15 protein-coding genes are annotated in these 21,053 nt (G+C 60.1%); 6 read left to right on the top strand and 9 right to left on the bottom strand.

Features of this window, described 5'->3' with window-relative positions:
• Window positions 1–200 precede the first annotated feature (200 nt).
• The 8 genes from AAFG16_RS18235 to AAFG16_RS18200 form a co-directional block, all read right to left on the bottom strand.
• Window positions 201–1,589: a PLP-dependent aminotransferase family protein gene (locus AAFG16_RS18235; protein ID WP_342740072.1), complete on the bottom strand. Its 1,389-nt coding sequence runs from the start codon at window positions 1,587–1,589 to the stop codon at window positions 201–203.
• A 36-nt stretch (window positions 1,590–1,625) separates the two neighbouring features.
• Entirely contained in the window at window positions 1,626–3,059 is a 1,434-nt protein-coding gene (locus tag AAFG16_RS18230; protein ID WP_342740071.1) for an NAD-dependent succinate-semialdehyde dehydrogenase, read from the bottom strand.
• A gap of 87 nt (window positions 3,060–3,146) precedes the next feature.
• On the bottom strand, window positions 3,147–4,046 hold the full coding sequence (locus AAFG16_RS18225; RefSeq protein WP_342740070.1) for a dihydrodipicolinate synthase family protein: 900 nt from the start codon (window positions 4,044–4,046) through the stop codon (window positions 3,147–3,149).
• A gap of 12 nt (window positions 4,047–4,058) precedes the next feature.
• The gene (locus AAFG16_RS18220) at window positions 4,059–4,898 is read right to left on the bottom strand and encodes an amino acid ABC transporter ATP-binding protein (RefSeq protein WP_342740069.1); all 840 of its coding nucleotides are present in this window, start codon (window positions 4,896–4,898) and stop codon (window positions 4,059–4,061) included.
• Entirely contained in the window at window positions 4,898–5,551 is a 654-nt protein-coding gene (locus AAFG16_RS18215) for an amino acid ABC transporter permease (protein ID WP_342740068.1), read from the bottom strand. The genes AAFG16_RS18220 and AAFG16_RS18215 overlap by 1 nt, the downstream gene beginning before the upstream one ends.
• 11 nt (window positions 5,552–5,562) lie before the next feature.
• Complete coding sequence (locus AAFG16_RS18210; RefSeq protein WP_342740067.1) at window positions 5,563–6,468, bottom strand: proline racemase family protein; 906 nt, start codon at window positions 6,466–6,468, stop codon at window positions 5,563–5,565.
• A 70-nt stretch (window positions 6,469–6,538) separates the two neighbouring features.
• The gene (locus AAFG16_RS18205; RefSeq protein WP_342740066.1) at window positions 6,539–7,381 is read right to left on the bottom strand and encodes a transporter substrate-binding domain-containing protein; all 843 of its coding nucleotides are present in this window, start codon (window positions 7,379–7,381) and stop codon (window positions 6,539–6,541) included.
• Window positions 7,382–7,474: 93 nt separating this feature from the next.
• Window positions 7,475–8,710: an FAD-dependent oxidoreductase gene (locus tag AAFG16_RS18200; RefSeq protein WP_342740065.1), complete on the bottom strand. Its 1,236-nt coding sequence runs from the start codon at window positions 8,708–8,710 to the stop codon at window positions 7,475–7,477.
• A gap of 776 nt (window positions 8,711–9,486) precedes the next feature.
• Between AAFG16_RS18200 and AAFG16_RS18195 the strand changes: the two genes are divergently transcribed.
• The 4 genes from AAFG16_RS18195 to AAFG16_RS18180 all read left to right on the top strand — a co-directional run bounded on the left by AAFG16_RS18195 (window position 9,487) and on the right by AAFG16_RS18180 (window position 13,104).
• On the top strand, window positions 9,487–10,743 hold the full coding sequence (locus AAFG16_RS18195) for a site-specific integrase (protein WP_342740064.1): 1,257 nt from the start codon (window positions 9,487–9,489) through the stop codon (window positions 10,741–10,743).
• A 536-nt stretch (window positions 10,744–11,279) separates the two neighbouring features.
• On the top strand, window positions 11,280–11,696 hold the full coding sequence (locus AAFG16_RS18190; RefSeq protein WP_271565784.1) for a DUF6088 family protein: 417 nt from the start codon (window positions 11,280–11,282) through the stop codon (window positions 11,694–11,696).
• Window positions 11,686–12,618, top strand: coding sequence for a nucleotidyl transferase AbiEii/AbiGii toxin family protein (locus tag AAFG16_RS18185; protein WP_342740063.1), 933 nt, complete (start codon window positions 11,686–11,688; stop codon window positions 12,616–12,618). The genes AAFG16_RS18190 and AAFG16_RS18185 overlap by 11 nt, the downstream gene beginning before the upstream one ends.
• 51 nt (window positions 12,619–12,669) lie before the next feature.
• Window positions 12,670–13,104 carry a hypothetical protein gene (locus tag AAFG16_RS18180; RefSeq protein ID WP_342740062.1) on the top strand — a complete coding sequence of 145 codons (435 nt, stop codon included), beginning with the start codon at window positions 12,670–12,672 and terminating at the stop codon, window positions 13,102–13,104.
• A 132-nt stretch (window positions 13,105–13,236) separates the two neighbouring features.
• Here the strand turns inward: AAFG16_RS18180 and AAFG16_RS18175 are convergent, their stop codons facing one another.
• Entirely contained in the window at window positions 13,237–13,509 is a 273-nt protein-coding gene (locus AAFG16_RS18175) for a hypothetical protein (protein ID WP_342740061.1), read from the bottom strand.
• Between the two features lie 51 nt (window positions 13,510–13,560).
• Here AAFG16_RS18175 and AAFG16_RS18170 point away from each other — a divergent pair, with 51 nt between their 5' ends.
• Window positions 13,561–19,509, top strand: a complete 5,949-nt coding sequence (locus AAFG16_RS18170; RefSeq protein ID WP_342740060.1) for a DUF3320 domain-containing protein — start codon at window positions 13,561–13,563, stop codon at window positions 19,507–19,509.
• Window positions 19,510–19,727: 218 nt separating this feature from the next.
• Window positions 19,728–21,041 carry a DUF2130 domain-containing protein gene (locus tag AAFG16_RS18165; protein ID WP_342740059.1) on the top strand — a complete coding sequence of 438 codons (1,314 nt, stop codon included), beginning with the start codon at window positions 19,728–19,730 and terminating at the stop codon, window positions 21,039–21,041.
• Window positions 21,042–21,053 lie beyond the last annotated feature (12 nt).

The following is a 21,053-nucleotide window of genomic DNA, read 5'->3' as shown; positions in this document are numbered from 1 at the left end:
GCGAACCTGGCAGGCAGGCTAATGACATCAAATGACCAGCCAATGCAGAGTCCATTGCCGCCCCTGATTGATAGCCGGTCTAGCTCGGAAGAATTTAATTTCATGAGCCACATTGCGCGCACGCAAAGCGCATCTTCTTAAAAAACGCTGTGTTTGGTGGCGGCCAAGGCTGAGCGCACCGAAAGCCGAGCGAGCGGTGGTTAGGCGACAGAAACGACGTTTATTGGATGGCGAGCCAGGATATCTCGCAGAGTCTGGAGCACATCAGAGAGTGCGACAATATCTCTTGGCGCGCCAAGGCAGATACGCGTTGCGCCGGGGTCTCCGTCGCCAACTGCGGATGCGATGCGCGGGGTCACAAGTATGCCGCGGCCTCGGGCGGCGGCGGCAAATTGGTCTGCGGACCACTCGGGAGGCAATGGCAACCATCCGTAGAAAGCCGGGAACTGAAGTTTTGCGGCTTTGGGAAAGACGTCCAGGAATACCCGGTAACGCTCAAGCGCCTGCAGGCGCCGCTCGCGCAGAAGCTCTTCAAGCTTACCGCTCTCGACCAGCCGCACCACTATCTCACTCAGCATCGGAGCCACGAACCAGGCAGAGGCGTGCAGGAGGAGCTCAGTTTGAGCGGTGTAGGATACCGGGACAGTCAATGTGCCGAGACGAAAGGCTGGCGCAAGGCATTTGGAGTAGGATGTGACGTAGAAGGTGCGGGTTGGTGCCAACGAGGCGATTGGCACAGGACGCTCGGTGAAGAAAAAACCGTAGACGTCATCCTCTATGACGGTGAGATCGAGTTCCTCGGCGAGTTCAGCGATGCGCTGCCGGCGAGCAAGACTCATGGTGCGAGCAGTGGGACTGTGTAAGGTTGGCATGCAATAAAGCACCCGCGCTCCGGACGTGCGGGAGGCCCTTTTCAAGGCGTCCGGCTTTATTCCCTCGTCGTCCATCTCGACCGATACCAAGTTGAGGTGGCTGGCGGCAGCGATAGCCTTGAAGCCGGAATAGGTGAAGGTGTCGACTAAGATACTGTCGCCTGGCTTTGCCACCAGGCGGAGGGCGATGTCGATGGCGTGCTGAGCGCCGTTGCACAGAAACAACTGAGCCGGCTTGATCGCGAAGCTACTATCCGACAAGGAGGCGGCGATGATTTCGCGGTGCTTCCAGATGCCCCCGTGCGGATGGTAGCGCAGCAACGGTGCAAGATCACGCTCGCGCACTACCTCACCAAACAACGCGGACAGGATCTGCGTCTCGCTTCCTTCGACCGGTACATTCAGCGCTAAATTGACGGGTTCTTGTCTCGCCATCGTCTCGGCTCGGGCGGCGGAACGGCGGCGGACGAAGGTGCCCTGCCCGACATGGCCGCTGACGATACCGCGCTGTTCGGCCTCCTGATAGGCTTTGCTGACGGTGCCGACGGACAGACTAAGCTGCCGAGCTAGGTCGCGGTGCGGCGGCAGGCGATCGCCATCGGACAGCCGGCCGTCGGCGATGTCCTGCTCCAGAGCATTGACCAAGGCAAGGTAACGCGGCCCCTCGGAGGCGAGTCGCCGGGGTCGCCAACTCGTAAATGTCCCATCCAAGCTCAAGTCCCGCGCTCCTTTTCCTTTCGGTCTCATCGCCTATTAGACATGAAGGTGGCCAACATACTTTCTTACAGTATAGGATTCCAAACCCTCGATGCCGCCCTCGCGACCCCAGCCGCTGTCACCGATTCCGCCGAAGGGGGTTTCGGGTATCGTCACCACCATCTGATTGATGCCGATAACGCCGACTTCCAGCTTCTCCGCTATACGGTTGGCTGTTGCGGCGGAGCGGGTGAAGGCATAGCCTGCCAGACCGTAAGGCAATGCGTTTGCCCGAGCGATGGCCTGTTCGAGGTCATCAACAGGTTGTACCAGCGCAAGTGGACCGAATGGTTCCTCTGTCATGGCCCTCGCCTTGTCGGGCATTTCCGCCAAGATGGTGGGCCGGTACATCAAGCCTTTCCCCTTCAGCCGTTCACCGCCGACCACCAGGCGAGCAGATCGCGACAACGCGTCGGAGATCAGGTCATCCATAGCAGCGACGCGGCGGACGTTGGCGACAGGGCCGACCGTGGTGCCCTTTTGCAGGCCGTCGCCTACCACCTGCTTTTCGATGAATCCGCGAGCGTGTTCGAGGTACTCTTCGTACGCGGAGCGTTCGACGAAGAAACGCGTCGGCGAGGTGCAAACTTGTCCAGTGTTGCGCAGCTTGATGGCCATGGAGAGCTCCGCGGCCCGCTGGACGTCAGCGTCCTTTGCGACAATCACCGGCGCATGGCCACCCAATTCCATGGTGGCGACAGTCAGAGTCTCTCCAGCCAGACGAGCAAGGTGACGTCCGACCGGCGTCGATCCCGTAAAGGAAATCTTTCGGATCACCGGCGAACGAATGAGATACTCGGACACGTCAGCGGGCACGCCGAAGACCACGTTCAGCACGCCTTTGGGCAATCCTGCATCGACAAGCGCGCGCGCCATTTCTAGCGTGGTGCCCGGCGTTTCCTCGGCCGGCTTGATGATACAGGTGCAACCTGCGGCGAGAGCAGGAGCAATCTTACGCGCCGGCGTTACGGCGGGGAAGTTCCACGGCGTGAAGCAAGCGACGGGACCGACCGGTTCCTGTGTGACGGTCTGGCGCATATCGGGCTGTCGCGCCGGGATGACACGGCCATAGCTACGCCGTCCTTCCTCTGCGAACCAGTCAAAGAACTCTGCCGCCGCTGTGATCTCACCTTTCGCTTCCGCCAGGGTCTTACCTTCCTCTAAGGTCAGCACCGTAGCGATGTGCTCCAAACGCTCGCGCATCAGGTCAGCGGCTCGGCGCAAGATCTGGCCGCGCTCGTACGGCGAGGTTCGCTTCCAGCCCTCAAAGGAGCGGCTTGCCGCCGCGAGTGCGCGGTCGAGTTCTACCGTTCCGGCGTGCGGCAGCGTACCGAGAGGCTGTTCTGTGGCCGGATTGAGAACGGCTTCGCTTCCCGTACTGGTTTCCTCGATCCATTCGCCATCGATGAGGAGTGCCAATTTCGTATACATAGTCTATTCCTTGAACAGGGTAAGATGCGTTCAGACGCCTGTAGGCGCGAGCTCGATGGACCGAATTCTCGAGTCGACGTGGTCTCCTTAGGCCTTGGCCCAGCGAGTAAGACCAGCCTCGGCGATGATCTTCGTAATGGCCCCTTTCTGCTCGGCCGCCAACGGCAGCAACGGAAGACGTGGCCCACCGACGTCGCGGCCAAGCTGGCTCATGGTCTCTTTGATGGCGGCGTAGTAGGCCCCGGACTGGAAGCAACGATAGAAGGCAAAGACGTCGCGGCCGAGGGCGTCCAACGCTTTATCGCCAGTGAGCGCCTTGTCCCAGTAGTCGCGAATCAGAGGCCCGGCGATCTGGTGTGCCATAGCGACGACTCCGTGGGCGCCAACGGCGCGGGCCGGAACGATCATGGTTTCGTAACCGACGAAAACACGGATTTTATTGCCCACGCGCTGCACAAGCTCGCTTACCTGAGTGATGAGTCCGGAGCTGTCCTTGATGGCGACTACCGTCGGGAGGGCGGAGAGCTGCTCCACGAGAGCGGGCGTGATGTCGACGCCCGCGCGGCGCGGGCTGTTGTAGAGCATCAGGGGCAGCGACGTATTGCGCGAAATGTACTCGAAGAAGGCCACGATCTCGCGCGGGCTCGGCATGGCGTAGATGGGCGGAAGAATCATGCCGCCGGCGCACCCTGCCGCGACGGCCGACTGGCACGCTTCCAGGACATCTTCGACACGCAGGTCGGCGACCCCGGCGAGAACGGGCACCCGGCCAGCGACGTGGTCAACCGTCAACTTGTAGAGGCGCGCACGCTCGGCCCTTGAGAGCGCATAGAATTCGCCGGTGCTGCCGGCGGCTACGACGCCCTGAGCCCTATTGACGATGGCCTCATCGATGAGCGCCTTATATCGAGACTCGTTGATGGAGCCATCCGAACCGAACGGAGTGACGAGAACGGGGAAGATGCCGCCCCAGTTTGTATCGACCATGATGTGTTATCCCTAGTTTGAAGATGTGGTTAAAGGTGCGGCCGCCGGTGCCGTCAGCGGACCCAGAAGACGAGCTTGTTCGGTGAAGCGTCCGACGAAAGCGGCGAGCCTCGGATTAGCTTTCGACAGCAGAAGCTCACGAGGAGGACCACTCGCAGCGACGACTCCCTGGTCCATGAAGACCACCCGATCGGCCAGCTCGTAGGCGAAGCCGATCTCGTGAGTGACGATGACCATGGTCATTCCCTCGGCGGCGAGCTGGCGGATAGCGGCGAGCACTTCGCCCACCAGCTCCGGGTCCAGCGCCGAGGTCGGCTCGTCGAACAGCATGATGGTAGGCTGCATGGCGAGCGCCCGGGCGATGGCGACGCGTTGCTGCTGGCCACCCGACAGTTGCGAAGGGTATTTATGCCCGGCGTCGGGAAGGCCCATGCGGGTGAGGAGTTCGCGTGCCCGAGCCTCTGCTTCGGCGCGCGGCACTTTCTTCACGACCAATGGGGCTTCGATAATGTTCTCCAGCGCCGTGCGGTGGGGAAACAGGTTGAAGCTCTGGAACACCATGCCAGTCTTAACACGCGCGGCGCTGACCTGCCTGCCGGAGAGATTCAGCCGCTCGGCCCCCGTGCTGCGGAAAAGGGGCGCACCCTCGATGACGATCTCGCCCCGGTCTGGCTCCATCAACAGGTTCATGCAACGTAGTAGCGAGGTCTTGCCCGAGCCGCTTGCGCCGATCAGGCAGACCACCTCTCCGCGATGCACGTCAAGATCGACGCCACGCAAAACGTGATTCTTCCCGTAGGACTTCTCGATGCCGCGCACGCTCAGTACCACTTCGGCGGAAGTTGCGGTCATCACGCGGCCTCCTTGCGTTCGAACCGGCGCGAAAGAGCGCTGAGGGGGAAAAGCAGGAGGATGAACACGGCACCGATGACGGTGTAGACCTCCATCGGCCGGTAAGTGAAGCTGGCAATATAGCCCGCCTGATAAAGCAGATCAGGAATGGTCAGCACGGAGAGAAGGGTCGTGTTCTTGAGCTGCATGATGGTCTGCCCCATCAGCGGCGGCACCATGCGGCGCAGCGCCTGCGGCAAGATGATCCGCTTCATGCGCTGAAAGTATCCCATGCCCAGCGCAACGGCGGCGTCAGTCTGGCCACGGTCGATAGATTGGACTCCGGCGCGTAGGATCTCGGCATAGAAGCCGCTGGCATAGAACCCGAGACCGAGAATGCCCGCCGTTTCCTTCCCTATCTGGATCTGAAGGAAGATCGGCAGCGCATAATAGGTCCACATGAGCAACACCAGCAGCGGGATGTTGCGGAAGAACTCCACCCATGTTCGACCGAGCCAGCGCAATGGCCCCCACGGAGTGAGCTGAAGCAGCGCGACAACGAGACCGATCGCGAGCCCAATGGCGCAGGTATAAATCGTGTATTTTAGAGTAACGAGCAGGCCGTAGGCGAGGATGTCCCAGTTCGCGAAGACGATGGACGGATCGAATTTCATGGCGATCTCCGTCAGTTGGGAAGAAAGCCGGCCGGCAGCGGATCGTCCGCTTCCAGCACGAGGGTGGAGAATGCGCTGATGTGAGCCATGCCACGCACCTCGGGGATCACGGCGGGCTGGCCGTCCTTGCCTCGGGCCAATTCGGCGACCTTGGCCGTGAAGGGCACCCCGAGAATGTTTTCCGCTCGGTAGGGTACCCCTACTGCTAAATGCCCGCGGGCGTGAAGCTGGGCCAGACGAGCTGAGGTCCCCGTGCCGCAGGGCGAACGGTCGAACTTGTTGCCGGCCAAAACGACAAGATGGCGGGCGCCGCCCTCGATGGAATGATAGAAGAGCACGCTGCCGACCTGCGGCGCTCCGCTGCGGGCATTTAGCGCCTCCTTGATAGCAACGCCCGCGCGGCACCACCGGCTGGCGTGGTCGATGTCGAACGGGAGATCGACTTGGTCCGCGTCGACTAGCGCGTATGTGATACCGCTATAGGCGATGTCACATGTCACCCTGCCGAGGCCTTCGATCTCCGAAACAACGTCGGAGGCGAGCACAAAGGAGGGCACATTACGTAACAGGACAGAAGTCAGCTGGCCGGCTTCGAATGTGCCGGTCACATGGACGATACCTGCCGGGGTTTCGATGGACATGCCGTTTTGCTCAAAGCCCTGCGGGAGAGCTCCCATGGCAGCAAGACTGGCGATGTAACCGATCGTGGCATGACCACACATGTCGGCGTAGACGTAAGAGAAGATGAAGAACAGCCCCTGGTCCGCCTCGCGAGAGGGCACGGGCACCGCCGCCGCCATGGCGGCATGCCCGCGCGGCTCATGAAGCAGTAGCGTTCTCAAGCCGTCATGGGTGTTGCGGAAATCATCCCGCTGCTCGCGCACGCTCCGCCCGCGCAGCGGAGGGATGCCCGCCATGACCGTTCGGGTGGGATGCCCCGCGGTGTGGCTGTCGATGACAGTGAAGAGACCGCTCGTTCGCATGGCGTCAGCAATACTTGCCGGACTGAGGAACCACTTTCATGTCGATGCCGCGTTCGAGCATGTAGCGAGTGATGCGCGAGCAGGCGAGGCCGAGAGAATTCTGCTGCGACATCCAGTTGGCCAAGAAGTTGGAGAACCCCTCGTTGCCAGCTTCGCGGCGGATACCGATCGTCGCCGGGTTGCGCAAGACCGGTGTGGGCACCACGGCCTTGCCGACGCCCTTGGAGTCGAGGAGCGCGGCGTCCTGGTCGGCGATGATGATCGCGTCGACCTTACCTGACTGCAATTCCAGAACTGCTTGGTCGCGCGATGGCACTACGACGATGGTGGAGTTGGGGATCACGGATTCGGCGATCACCTGCATGGTGCCGCCCTTCTGCACGGCGACGCGCACTTCCTTCTTGTCCATCTCGCGCCAGGTCTTGGGCGCGAATCCGGGACGTGCGACGAGCGCCCAGATGCCCTCGACGATGGAGCCTGGCACATAATCGATCACGAGCCCGCGGCGAGGATTGGGGTTCAGCGCCACCGCGAGATCCACCTTGCCGGCCTGGAAATCGGCCGCAAGATTGCCCCAGGTTGTCTCGTAATATTCGATCTGAACGCCGAGCAGACTGGCGATATCCTTGCCCCAGTCGACGAAGAATCCCGACCATTCACCGGTGCGCGGGTCCTTGATGTAGCCAGGCTCTTCCGCAACCATCACTGGGAATTTCAACTTGCCGCTCGCCTTGATGCGGTTGAGCACCAAGGACGGATCCTCGGCTCGAGCCGGCGCGGAGGCCGGCCCGAACAGCATGGCCGCACCAATAGCAGCAGCAACGATCGCACTTATCCAACGGCTCATCGAAGTCTCCTCATATTGAACTATGTCAATTTACAATTGTCACATATCAATATTCAGATCGCCGCGCAAGAATAAACTTGCTGCCGGGCAGCCTTATCGCAGCCGATAAGGCGCGTTTGAAATCCGGGGCGCGCGGCCCGCGACGAGATCCGAGATAATTGCCGCGGTCATGGGGGCTCCGCTGATGCCCATGTGACCATGGCCCGTGGCGAATAGGATAGCGGCGTGCCTCGGATGGTGACCAATGATCGGGAGGCTATCTGGCGTCGATGGCCTTACGCCCATCCAGTCAGTCACCTGGCTGATGGATATGTCCGGCAGCATTGCCCGGGCGTATCCCTGCAGCTTTTTGTTCTGCTTCGCGTCGCGCGGCGCATCGGGCGCATCGAATTCGGCGATGCCTACGATGCGCAGCCCCTCGTTGAGCGGCGTAGCAACGAAGGCCGAGGCCGCGTCGGTGACGGGACGGCTGATGGCACCGGACGTACCGGGCATAGTGATGTGATAGCCACGCTCGCTGGCCAGCGACAGGGAAACTCCCAGGGAGCGCGCCAGATCGCGGCTAGCGATACCTGCTGCGATAACCACTGTGTCGCAGCGGTGAGACCCCGTACTCGTCTGCAGCGTTATACCTTCTGTGCCTGGCTCTATGGCCTCAACCCGCGCGGTCCGAATTGAGACGCCAAGCGCAGCGGCTCGCTCCATCAGGCCTTCCACCAGCGCCGGAGGTGACGTCACATGACCACTGTTTGGAAAGTATATCCCACGCTTGTAGTCGTGGGACAAAGCTGGCTCCAATTCGCGCAGTTGCTCGGCACTCAGCCTCTCAAAAGTCACGCCATGCTTCGTCCGCAGACTGTCCACACGCTCATCCAACGCGCTGAGTGATACGTCGCGCCACACATGAAGCGCACCGTTCGGCCGGAACAATCGTTTCCAATCGGTGTCGCCGAGCATATCGCGATACAGCGCGGCACACGGATGGTTGAGATCGTGCAACGCCGCATACGCCGCCTCCCACGCCCGGGGACGTCCAGTACGAAGGAAGCGGACCAGCCATGGCAAGGTGCGCGGTAACTCGCGCGGGGCGAGGCGCACCGGGCCGTTAGCGTCAGCGAACCAGCGCAGCGCACGCCACATGACACCGGGATGAGCCATGGGCAGCGCCGATCCCGCGTTGTATTGGGCACCGTTGCCCCAAGAGCAGCCATGGCCGACGCGCCCCTCCTCGACCACGGTGACGCTGTGCCCTTCCCGCGCCAGCATGAGAGCGCAACTCACGCCGACTACGCCCCCGCCAATAACCGCGACAGTACGCGATTCAGCCATGCAACATCTCCTGTTCGCGCAAAGTCGCGACCGACGCCGGCTGCGCCTCGATCATCGCAGAGATGCTCTCTGCCTTACGATTGCCATAGTACATTGAGCATCATTCTTATAAGATTGACATATAACAATCACGACTCGCGGTAGGATTCAATGATAATCTTGATCTTCGGCCCATGGTTATCTGCGTTGGGCCTTGTCAGCCGGAACGGCAGACGCCGTGGCCGCGAGGCGGAACGCGACCGCCGGAAGCTCTCCACACGATGCCGTCAGTTGCCCAAGCCCCGAGGCTTTTGGTCCGGCGGAGTGTGACCAAATGGCGGTTTATGTGCCGACGATTCCAGCAAGCGGCAGCAGGGTTGCGAAGTGACCGTCCCCATCGGGGCCATCGGAATAGTAACTGGCGGACGAGGAGGCGCTGAAGCAGTGCAAGCAAAGCTCCCTTCAAGAGAAACCTTGGTCACCGGCAACTCGCCATAGGTCTTCGACCGTGCCAGTGGAATTTCGAGATCTGCGCTGGGCGATCGTCGCGTCCCAGCACCGAAGCCTCCGCCAAGCGGCAGAGACGCTCAGAATCAACCATCCCACTCACGCCTTTTAGATCACACTTGATCACGCCACATCATACTGAATAACCAAGATTTTTTGGCTTGTCGTAGAGTCGCGCGCTATGGCATATTGGGGTCGGTATTAAGGGGGATCGAAGCCCTTTTTGACCCCAGTCGTAGACCCCTGCAACCCGTCTGCAGATCCCACTCGAAAGTCCACGGGAGAGCCCAGTGCCGAGCCTTACAGATGGCGAAATACGCCGCGCTCTTAAGCAGGTCGAAGAGGCCGGAAAGCAGCTGAGCCTTGTGGATGGCGAGGGCCACGGAACGGGCCGGCTCATCCTTGTGATGAAGCCGATGCCAACCCGCGTCACGGCGGATTGGATGGCGCAGCAGTGGCGTGACCAGAAGCGCCTCAAGAAAAAGCTCGGCTCCTATCCCTCGATGAGCCTGAGCCAAGCGCGCGAAGTATTTAAGCGCGACTACGCCGACATGATCCAGAAGGGCCGTAGCATCAAAATTGCGGGCGACACGCGGGCCGGTACCGTTGCGGATCTATTCGAAGCCTACGTCGCTTCGCTCAAGGCTGAAGGAAAGCCTTCCTGGAAGGAGGCGGAAAAGGGCTTGAACAAGATCGCCGATATTCTCGGCCGCAGCCGCGCTGCCCGCGACATCGAGCCTGACGAAATCAAAGAGGTCATCCGCCCGATCTATGAGCGCGGCAAACGCTCCATGGCCGATCACGTTCGCAGCTACATCCGATCGGCTTACAGCTGGGGCTTGAAGTCCGAACACGACTACCGCACCACGTCACCCCGCCGCTTTCGTCTCGTTCACAATCCGGCTGCAGGCATTCCGACCGAACCCAAAAACGTCGGCACACGCTGGCTGGACGAAGAGGAATTCGTACGCCTCTATCGCTGGCTAGAATGTCCCGATGCTCCAGTTCATCCGCCTTACACGCGCGCAGTCAGGATTCTAATGCTGACCGGTCAGCGCGTTGAGGAAATTGCTCGATTGCATGTTGACCAATGGGATTCCGCGGAGCGCATCATCGACTGGTCGAAGACAAAAAACGGCAAGCCGCACGCGATCCCAGTGCCAAAAGTCGCGGCCGAGCTCATCGAATCGATCAAGCCGAATGAATATGGATGGTTTTTCCCGTCGGCGACAGATCCGTCCAAACCGGTCAGCCATGGCACGCTTTATTCATTCATGTGGCGCCAACGCGACCGCGAAGTTATTCCCGTGGTGACGAACCGCGACCTTCGACGGACATGGAAGACGCTCGCTGGCAAGGCCGGCTTGTCGAAAGAGATCCGAGACCGATTGCAGAACCACACCCTTCAAGACGTCAGTTCCAAGAGCTATGATCGCTGGAATTATATGCCCGAGAAGCGCACCGCCATGATAAGGTGGGATAAGTTCGTCCGCGAGTTGCTGGCCAAGAAGAAGCGGAAGATGACCGTGCTGCAAGAAGCTGCATAATCGTCCGCCCCCTCATCCCTTTCTCGCGACAATTGCCAGCGCGGCCACAGCGCAGGCTGAGCCAGCCGCAAGAGACCATTGGCTGGACATAGGCCGGAAGCTATATGAATTGGGACGTCGGATTGCATATGCCTTCGAGGCGGAGCTTCTGGTTTTGGTTCACGATGTCCAGACGGAATTGTTGGCCATCGCCAAGTTGCGTGCCGACTACACGCGCGCCTTCGCCGCAGCGTGGCCCGTTGGCGAATTTGCGCAACAGGTTGTTGCACTATTACCTTGGGGCCTTTGGCCACGATTGGTTGGCTTCGGCGCGAGCCGTATAGTTCTGCTGGAAACTTGGAGACCGTTTTCATTCGAGTGCAAAGCCAGTGCCGCAAGCGCCGGATAAAACCGGGCGGCAGCTTGGGCGGCGCCTCGTTCCACTAGATCCACAAATCATTGATATCAATCATATTACTGACTTTGTTGGCTTATTTCTTGAATAATGTCGGGTTTTTGCTTATATATAATGTCGGGTTTTTGCAAGGAGACCGATCATGCCTCGCAAGCACACATTGCGCGAAAAGATAGAACAGCGGATTGCGCGTAAGAAGGGCGAGGACGTGTTCCTGACGCGCGAGTTCAAGACGCTCGGCGGCGAGGATCAGGTACTGCGCGCCTTGCGCAAGCTGGTGGACGAGGGCCGCTTGGTGCGACTCGGTTATGGTGTCTACGGCCGCGCAACTGTTTCGAGCCTCAGCGGCAAGCCGATGCTCTATAGCCGCGACGGCTTTGCTGGCGTAGCGCGTCAGGCGCTCGACAAGCTCGGCGTTGAATGGGAGCCGACTGAAGCCGAACGCGCATATAATGAGGGCCGCTCCACACAGGTGCCGGTGAACCCGGTGGTCCGGGTCAAGGGCCGCTTCTCGCGTCATCTACGGTACCGCAACGCGGAGCTTGTTCTTGAGCGATAGCCCAACCCTCGAACAGCTGCTGGAAGTCCAGGAGCATCTTGGGCTGCCGGGCCCGGCGCTTGTCGAGAAGGACTGGTATGTCGTCAAGGCGCTGGCCGCGATTGCCACCGTCGATACCGGCGACTTTCGCCTCGTGTTCGGGGGCGGCACCGCGTTAAGCCGCGCCTACAAGCTCACCAAGCGTATGTCGGAAGATGTCGACCTCAAGATCGTCCGCGATAAGGCTCCGACGCGCGGCGAGCTCCGGAAGTTGCGCAAGACAATTACCGATGCGCTACTGGGCGCGGGCTTCGTCTTCGATCCCGAGAACAGAGACCATCGCGTCACGATGTACGAAGGGCGTTACACCAAATACCAGTTGCCCTACAAAGCCCTAGCCGAGGGCAAGGGCATCTTGCGGCCTGATGTCCAGATTGAAACTTCCGTTTGGCCGCTGCGGCGCGATACCGTGGATAAATCCGTGACCTCCTTCATCGCCGAGGCCTATGGCCGCGATGCGGAGTTGACGAAGATCGCCTGTTCATCGGTTCTCGAAACCGCCGCCGAGAAATTCGTGGCGTTGGCGTGGCGCGCAGGCTCCGAACTGGCGGGCTTGCGCGAGGAGCGCGATCCGACGCTGGTCCGGCATATCTACGATCTTCATATGATCCGCGGCGAGTACGATGTGAAGGCCGCTGCCACGCTGGCCCATGAAGTGATGCTCGCGGATGCCGCGACGCGCGGCGACAGTTTTCCCGCGTGGAAGAAGGATCCTCTCGGCGAAACGCTCCGCGCAATCGGGGGCATTCCCAAGGATAAAGTGTTTATGGACGGCTACGCGAATTTTCAGCGTGATATGGTTTATGGCGACAAGCCTGATTTCGCGACAGCGATGGGCACGCTCAGCATGCTGGCCGATTATCTTAGGAAAGTTGCGGTCTAGCTAGTATGGCGACCGTTCCGTCACGCGTCCACGATCACCGTCGTTCGTTGATTGACCCGAAGCCTTGGCGAGGCGTTGTCTAATGAGTTGCTGTCGGGCGAGAATCGCGGCACCTTCCGGCTTCGTGTCCGTGGTGTCGCACTCCAGGATGCATTCATGTTGCCGAACCCCGATACGGCTGTCGGACGTTTGTTTGCTCGTCTGAGCGACTGGATCTCCCTTGACGAATTCGAGCAAGCGCTGTCGGATTACTTCCACGGCCACCTTGGAACGCGGAGCTTGCAGATTATCGTGCCAAGCGCGGCACGGTCAAAGAGCTTCGAGATGAAGCAGCATCACGTCAAATTTGTCAAAGCAAAGCGCAACATCCGTTTTGAACTGAATGACGCTGTTCCCTATTGCTGGTTGCGGACAACCGAACCGCCGCGGGGCTTGTGGTCACTGTCGCACAGTCGCGCGAGCAACATCGGCTCGGCCAGGAGATGAATGAAAAGGGAGTTATCCCCGGATTTCTCGGCTTAGCCGACGATGCTTCAGAAACGGCTTTCAACGAAAGCTTGGCGCGCGCGCGCATAATGTACAGTTCGGAAGGCACGTTGAAGGTCATCGGGAACGGTATCAAAGATTGCCTTCGCAAGAAAAAACACCCGAAATATAAAGGGTCATGGTCTGCTCATCGAAGCGCGGCTGCACAGTTTGCCAAAGCAGCGCTTCAATGGACGATAATCCACCGACGAGCGCGCAAGTTATTCCATTTTCCAATGCATAAGGCCGGAATAATCTCGAATTGCAGAGGGGATTTGGCGTATAATTGGCTAACTGCGCGAAGCAAATAGCATTTGCGTGCGGCAGTTCCGTCAAAAAGCTGACGCGGCTCAGCTTCGCGCACATTTGTCGATTCGAAGACGTTTCCTTAACAAAATTCTTTTGGGGCAGAGCAGGTTGGAGCAGACACGGGCTGGGGAATCGGCGGCGGGAACGCTCAAAGTAGTCTGCACCGCCGCGGACAACATCAATGTTGCCTTCTATCAGAACGCGGTTCCGATAGTCCGCGAGCTTGCGCTTGAAAATGGCGCAGGCCGCGACCTGAGGGAGCTTTCGGTACGCCTCACATCGGAACCCGCGTTCGTGACGCCGGGGGTCTGGCGTATTGAACGGGTTGAGGACGGAGCAACCCATCACATCCGCAGCTTGGATCTCAAGCTGGATCCGGCGTTCCTGGCGGGCCTCAATGCGTCGAGACGGGCGGAGTTGCGCATCCGCGTTGAAGCAGCCGGCGATAAGCTCGCCGAGAAGAGCGTCGAGGTGAACCTGCTGCCGCCCTCGCACTGGGGCGGTGTTAGTGCGGCGCCAGAATTGTTGGCCGCATTCGTTAGGCCCACCGATCCCAGCGTTGATGTCATCCTTCGGGAAGCTTCGGGTAAGCTTGCCACGGCGGAACGCGACGAAGCGATGGACGGTTATCGCAAGAAGACCAAGGCGAGAGCTTGGGAGATCGCCGACGCGATCTGGGCGGCGCTAGTTTCCCACTCCATCGCATACGTCCTTCCACCGAAGAGTTTTGAGCGCTCCGGCCAGCAGATCCGCGGACCGAGCGACATCCTCTCTCGTCAGGTTGGCACCTGCTTGGACCTTACGCTTCTCTATGCGTCCTGCCTCGAACAGGCCGGCCTCAACCCTGTGCTCGTTCTGACTGAAGGGCACGCCTTCGTTGGCGTGTGGCTCGTGGATGAAGACTTCTCGAGCCTCGTGATCGATGACCCACAGATGCTGCGCAAGCGCGTCCAGCTTGAAGAAATGGTGATGGTGGAGACCACTCTCCTCACGGGCGCGCATCCGGCACGCTTCAAGCAGGCCGTAGATGCCGGCAAAAAGCTGATCGCAGAGGACGCGCCATCGTCATTCGAACTCGCCATCGACGTCAGGCGGGCACGGAGCGCCAAGATCCGGCCGCTCGATCTATCCGGCTCCGGCGAGCCAACCATCACGCCGGCGGCCGCAGCTCCCATTGCGCAAGAAGTCGGTGACATTCCGCAGTTCGAAGAGGATCTCGGCAAGCAACGCGAGCCCGTTTCCGAGCGGAATCTGGATCGTTTAGAGATCTGGAAGCGCAGCCTTCTCGATCTCACGCTAAAGAATCGGCTGCTCAATTTCAAGGACACAAAATCCACTATCGCGATCGAATGCCCCGATGCTGCGATGCTGGAGGACCGGCTGGCCGAAGGAGAGCGGTTCAAGCTGCTAGGCAGGGCGAGCGTCCTGGACGGCAGCGACGGGCGCGACACCGCGCTGCTAGCGCAGCGCCGAGATGATGACGCGCGCAGAGATTTCATCAAAGACGCGATGGTGCGTGGCGATCTGCATACGACCGCTCTGGAAACCGAACTTGAAGGGCGCTTGACCGAGCTCTACCGGGCCTCCCGGCTCGCCTTCGAGGAAAGCGGCGCAAATGTCTTGTACCTGTGCCTCGGCTTTCTGAAATGGACGCCACAGGACGGTGCCGGCCCCTACCGCGCGCCATTGATCCTCGTTCCGGTCCAGCTCGAGCGCAAGAGTGTGCGCTCTGGTTTCCGGCTAGCGCTCCACGAGGATGAAGCGCGGTTCAATCCGACGCTGCTGCAGATGTTGAAGCAGGATTTCGACTTGTCGATGCCAGAATTCGATGACGAACTCCCGCAAGACGATGCGGGTATCGACGTCGGCGGCATTTGGAAGACGATCAGACGTCATGTCAAGAACATCAAGGGCTGGGAGGTCACTGAGCAGGTCGTACTCGCGACACTGTCGTTCACGAAATACCTGATGTGGAAAGATCTCGTTGACCGCACCGAGATATTGAAACGCAATTCGGTTGTCCGCCATCTGATCGACACCCCGACCCATACCTACGATGGGGGCGGCGCCGCCTTCGTCACACAGAACACCATCGACGAAATCGTCGATCCGGCCGAGCTCTTCACGCCGCTGTCGGCCGATTCCTCTCAGGTCGCGGCCGTCCTGGCCGCGCAGCGCGGGGGTGATTTCGTGCTGTTCGGCCCGCCAGGTACGGGCAAGAGCCAGACAATCGCCAATATGATCACCAACTGCCTCGCCCACCAGAAGACGGTGCTGTTCGTGTCGCAGAAGACGGCGGCGCTGGAGGTCGTGAGGCAGCGCATGCATGCGATCGGCCTCGGCAACTACTGCCTCGAGGTCCATTCGACGAAGGCTCAAAAGTCTATCGTAATTGAGCAGCTTGCCACTGCCTGGCGCGAACGCAATCTTGTCACCGAGGAACATTGGTCGACTGCCGCCAGCGAACTGAAGCGGCGGCGTGACCAACTGAACAAGCTGGTTTCCGCGCTACACCGACGCCGCGGCAACGGGATGACGGCCTACGAGGCCTTCGGGCGTGTCATTGCCGATCGTGAACGGTTCCCAGATGTCGGACTGACATGGCCCCCGGGCACGGTACATACCCCTGAAGACCTTGCGCGGATGCGCGGGACTTGCGCGGATATCCGGACGGCTCTTGAAGCCATCGGAGATCCCGTCAACCATCCGCTCAGGGGCATCGAACAGACCAGATGGAGTCCGGCCTGGGTGCAGTCGCTTCAGCAGCTGGTGGAGCGGCTCCATCTGGCGCTGCACGAAGTAAGGGCCGCCGCGGACGATCTGGTCTTATCGATCGGACTTGACCGTGGCGCAAGCGACGATGGCCTGCTGCCACAACTGATCAAGCTAGTATCGCTGATGCTGCACGCCGATGCCGCAGACGGCGCACTTTTGCTCTCGCCCGACGCACCAGAACGCATCAGCGCGCTTTACGATCTTGCTGACGCAGTGGGCCGATTGAACGAAAAGACCTCGGAACTTTCTATACGGTACGATCTCAGGGCAGCGCTGCTTGACCTGCAATCGCTCGAGCGGGAGTGGATGGACGCGTGCACGTCCAACATCCTGGTGCGAAGCGGCCGGAAAAAGAAGGTCAGAGCGGCACTGAAACCATACTGCTCCGATGAGGTACCCGAGGACCTCGGCCGGGATATTGTACTCCTGCAGGATCTCGCCGTCCTGCTGCGTGAAATCGAGAACATGAAGGTCCGCTTCACAGGCATTGAGCGCTTATGGCGCGGGCCGCAGAGCGAGGTATCGCGCTTCCAGGGACTGATCGACTGGGCCACAAACGTGCGCGACGCGGTCAAGGCCTATCGGATCGAAATCTCGCCCGATCGGCTACTCGCCCATGTTGCAGACCTATTGCTGCGCGATGTCTCGCGATTCCGGCCGAGCGGGCAAGTGCGACACGCCTTCGAGAAAATGTACAACGCATTTCCCACAATGCATCGGACGGCGAAGGAGCTCGGTGTATGTATTGGCCTTGACGATCCAGAGGACATCGTCAAGATCGAGACCGGCTGGATTGAAGCCCTTCTCGCACGAACAGCGAGCTGGAAGGCTAATGTCATCAAGGCCCCACAGTGGGCGACTTGGCGTTGGTCCGCACGGGCGGCGCGGACGGCCGGACTTTCCCCTCTCCTCGATGCCGTCGAAAGCGGAACCGTAGATGGCGACGCCATTACCAACATCTTCGACTACGCTTATGCGCGCTGGGTCGCGGAAACCATCGTGAATGAGGACGAGATTCTCAGTAGTTTTCTGGCGGTGAAGCACGAGGCTGCGATCGAGGCGTTTGTCGCCGCGGACCGGAGAGTTGCAGAGCTCGCCAGAGACATCGTGAAAGCGCGCATAGGAGCGGCGGTGCCGACGCAGACCAATTTCGGCAAGGATCCGGAATGGGGCACGCTGGCGCGGGAGATCAATAAGAAGGCTCGACACATGCCGCTCCGGCAATTGTTCGGCCGAATTCCGACTGTGCTGACCCAACTTGCTCCGTGCGTGATGATGAGCCCGCTCTCCATCGCACAATACTTGCCGGCGGAGGCTAGGCCTTTCGATGTGGTGATTTTCGACGAAGCCTCTCAGATCCCGGTCTGGGACGCGATCGGAGCGATCGCGCGCGGCAGTCAGGTCGTGATCGTCGGTGACCCGGAACAGCTGCCTCCGACCAATGTGGGACAGCGCGGCGGCGACGACGAAGACGATGATGGCTCAGTTGTCCAGAGCCAGCAGAGCATACTCGACGAGTGTCTGGCTTCGAACATCCCGAGCATGCGGTTGTCTTGGCATTACCGCAGCCGCCACGAGAGCCTCATCGCATTCTCGAACGTCAAATATTATCGCGGCGAATTGACGACCTTCCCATCTCCGGTCACGCGAGATACCGCGGTGCGCTACGTTCATGTCGAGGGCGGCGTCTACGAGCGCGGTGGCGCCAAGGTAAACCGAAAAGAGGCTGAGGCCGTCGTGGGTGAGGTTGTCAGGCGTATGAGGACATCCTCCCATTCGATCGGTGTCGTCACATTCAACGGCGAGCAGCAGCGGCTGATCGAAAACCTGCTCGATCAGGCCAGGCGAGCTGATCCCTCGCTGGAAACGCATTTCGACCGCAACCGGACCAGCGAGCCGATCCTCGTCAAGAATATCGAGAACGTCCAGGGCGACGAGCGCGACGTGATCATCTTCTCCGTCGCGGTCGGGCCCGACAAGACCGGACGGGTCACGGCCCAAATCTCGTCGCTGAACAGCGAGGGCGGACACCGCCGGCTCAACGTCGCAATTACCCGCGCACGCCGCGAGCTTCTGGTGTTCGCGACATTGCGGCCCGAACAGATCGACCTGGGACGAACGAGTGCCAAGGGTGTGATCGATTTCAAGCACTTCCTTGAGTTCGCCGAAAACGGTGCCCGCGCCATCGCCGAAGCCTTCTCGCCGACCGGACGGGGCACTGAATCGCCGTTCGAGGAAGCCGTCATGCGGGCCCTTCAGGACAGGGGGTGGACGGTCCATCCGCAGGTCGGCATCTCGTTCTTTCGGATAGACCTCGGTATCGTGCATCCGGATTTTCCGGGACGCTATCTCGCCGGCGTCGAATGCGACGGCGCCGCCTATCACAGCTCGGCGACCGCGCGAGATCGCGACCGCCTCCGAGAAATGGTCCTCACCGACCTTGGTTGGCAAATCCGGCGGATCTGGAGCACCGAATGGTGGATGGATTCATCGGCCGCAGCGGAAAAGCTTCACGCAAGAGTTGTGGCTGATCTTGATGCGGACCGCGCCTCTCGTCCGATTGCCGAAACTAGAGTAGAGCCTGCGCCTCCACCGGACGCGATACCATCCACGAGCGAGTCCGAGCGGTCGGCTGATGTCGAACTCTTCGGCGCGGAGATGCAAACCAAAGAGAGGAAAGCCGAACGTACGGCTGAATTGACAAACGAGGACGAAGAGCCGATCGAGGAAGCGAAGGTCTACGCACGCGGACCGGCGAAGGAAGCGCGCGACGCAGCAACGCCAGCAGCGGCGTATGTCAGGGCCGACCCTGCTAGGGTGGCTACACCCGATCGAGAGCGCTTCTACGACGCCGGCTACCGCGGAACATTGCGTAGCATGGTCGATCACATCATTGAGGTTGAGGGGCCACTCTATTTCGATATCCTTGTCGAGCGGATAGCCCGGGCCCACGGCTTTATGCGTTCGGGCGAGACGGTACAAAAGATTGTCGCTGCGTCGCTGGGCCGCAACCGCTACCCGACAACGAAAGACGGCGAGCGGCAGATTATCTGGCCGCAGGATGCAACGGCTCGCGACAGCGCTCCTTACAGAGGCGCTGGCGGACGCGACCATGGCGACATTCCGCTTCCCGAATTGGCTGGTCTCGCTGCGATGCTGCGGGCGAGCGGCCTCGTGGAGGAGGAGGACATCATCCGCGGCATGCAAGACCACTTCAGCCTAGGACGCCTCGCATCATCCACGCGCGAACGCTTTGAAGCAGCTGTGGCAGCGGCTCGCTGAGAGTCACAGCTCCTTTTTGCGCATCGGTCAAAGAGACCGCTGGAGTGTTCCTCTAAGAATATCCCTACAGGCGTATCCCCCGCATGTGCGGAGATGGTTTTAGTGGAAAAAGCAGATGCCAGCGCTCCTAGTTTCGCCCGAAACGCGGAATTTGCGGTAATGATGCAGCGTAAGCGCTGCGAGGCATTTTGACGCCAGTGGCACCGGCAGGAGGGGTCATGAATTTCGCAGCAACTGTAGTCGGCGCCGCACCTGAGCCTACTCTTCAATGCCCGCACTGCAGGAATGAGATTAAGCTCACGGAATCGCTCGCAGCTCCGCTCCTAGAGGAAACGCGCCGGCGCTTTCAGGAACAGCTCGCCAACAAAGATGCGGAGGTAGCCCGTAAGGCCGAGGTGTTGCGCCAGGAGCGTGAGCAGCTGGCAAAGCAGCGCGAGCAAATAGAGGACCAGGTAGCGCACCGACTGGAGGCAGAGCGCAGCCAGCTTGTTGAAGCCGAAGGCAATAAGGCGCGGGCTGCTGCTGCAGCTGAATTGCGGGCAAAAGAGGCTGAAACCACTGACCTTCGCCGCACATTAGAAGCTAACAACGCCAAGCTCGCCGAGGCTCAACAAGCCCAGGCCGAGCTGATCCGCAAGCAACGCGCGCTCGATGATGAGAAGCGCGAACTTGAGCTCACGATTGAGAAACGCGTTCAGGCCTCGATTGGCGATATTCAGGCCAAGGCGCGGCAGGAAGCTGATGAAGCGGCAAGATTACGCGTTCTGGAAAAAGATCACACCATCGAGTCCATGGCACGGACGATTGAGGAGCTGAAGCGCAAGGCTGAACTTGGTTCCCAGCAGTCCCAGGGCGAGGCTCTTGAGCTCGAGCTTGAGGAGCTTCTTCGCGTGCGGTTTCCAGCGGATCTCATCGAGCCGGTTGGCAAAGGCGAGCTGGGAGCCGATGTTGTGCAGCAAGTCAATGGCTCGATGGGTCAAGCTGCTGGGATCATCCTTTGGGAGTCCAAACGCACCAAAGCGTGGAACGACGGCTGGTTGGGAAAGTTGCGCGACGATCAGCGGCGTTGTGGGGCCGATATCGCTCTCATCATCTCGCAGACCCTGCCAAAGCACATCGAGCATTTCGATCTTCTGGACGGCGTATGGGTCGCCCACCCGCGCTATGCTCTCCCGGTTGCTGTGGCGCTGCGTCAGACCCTCATTGAGGTCAGCGGGTCGCGCCTGGCGCAGCAGGGACAGCAGAGCAAGATGGAACAGGTTTATCAATATCTGACTGGCATGAAGTTTCGGCAAAGGGTGGAAGCTGTCGTCGAGAAATTCAATGATATGCGCGACGATCTCGACAAAGAGCGGAAATTCATAAGTCGGCAATGGGCGAAACGCGAAGCTCAAATCGTTGCGGTTGTCGAGTCAACTGTCGGCATGGTGGGAGAACTCCAGGCTATCGCAGGTAAGGCGATGCCCGACATTCCAAGTCTCGATATGCCCCTGTTAGAAGCCTCTAGCGATGCGAAACGGCAGGCCAGCTGAAGTTAGCGTGTC

It is taken from the genome of Bradyrhizobium sp. B117, from assembly GCF_038969555.1.
Classification (GTDB): domain Bacteria; phylum Pseudomonadota; class Alphaproteobacteria; order Rhizobiales; family Xanthobacteraceae; genus Bradyrhizobium.
Note: the sequence above shows the minus strand (reverse complement) of the source record. Positions and strands in the feature narration are given on the sequence as shown.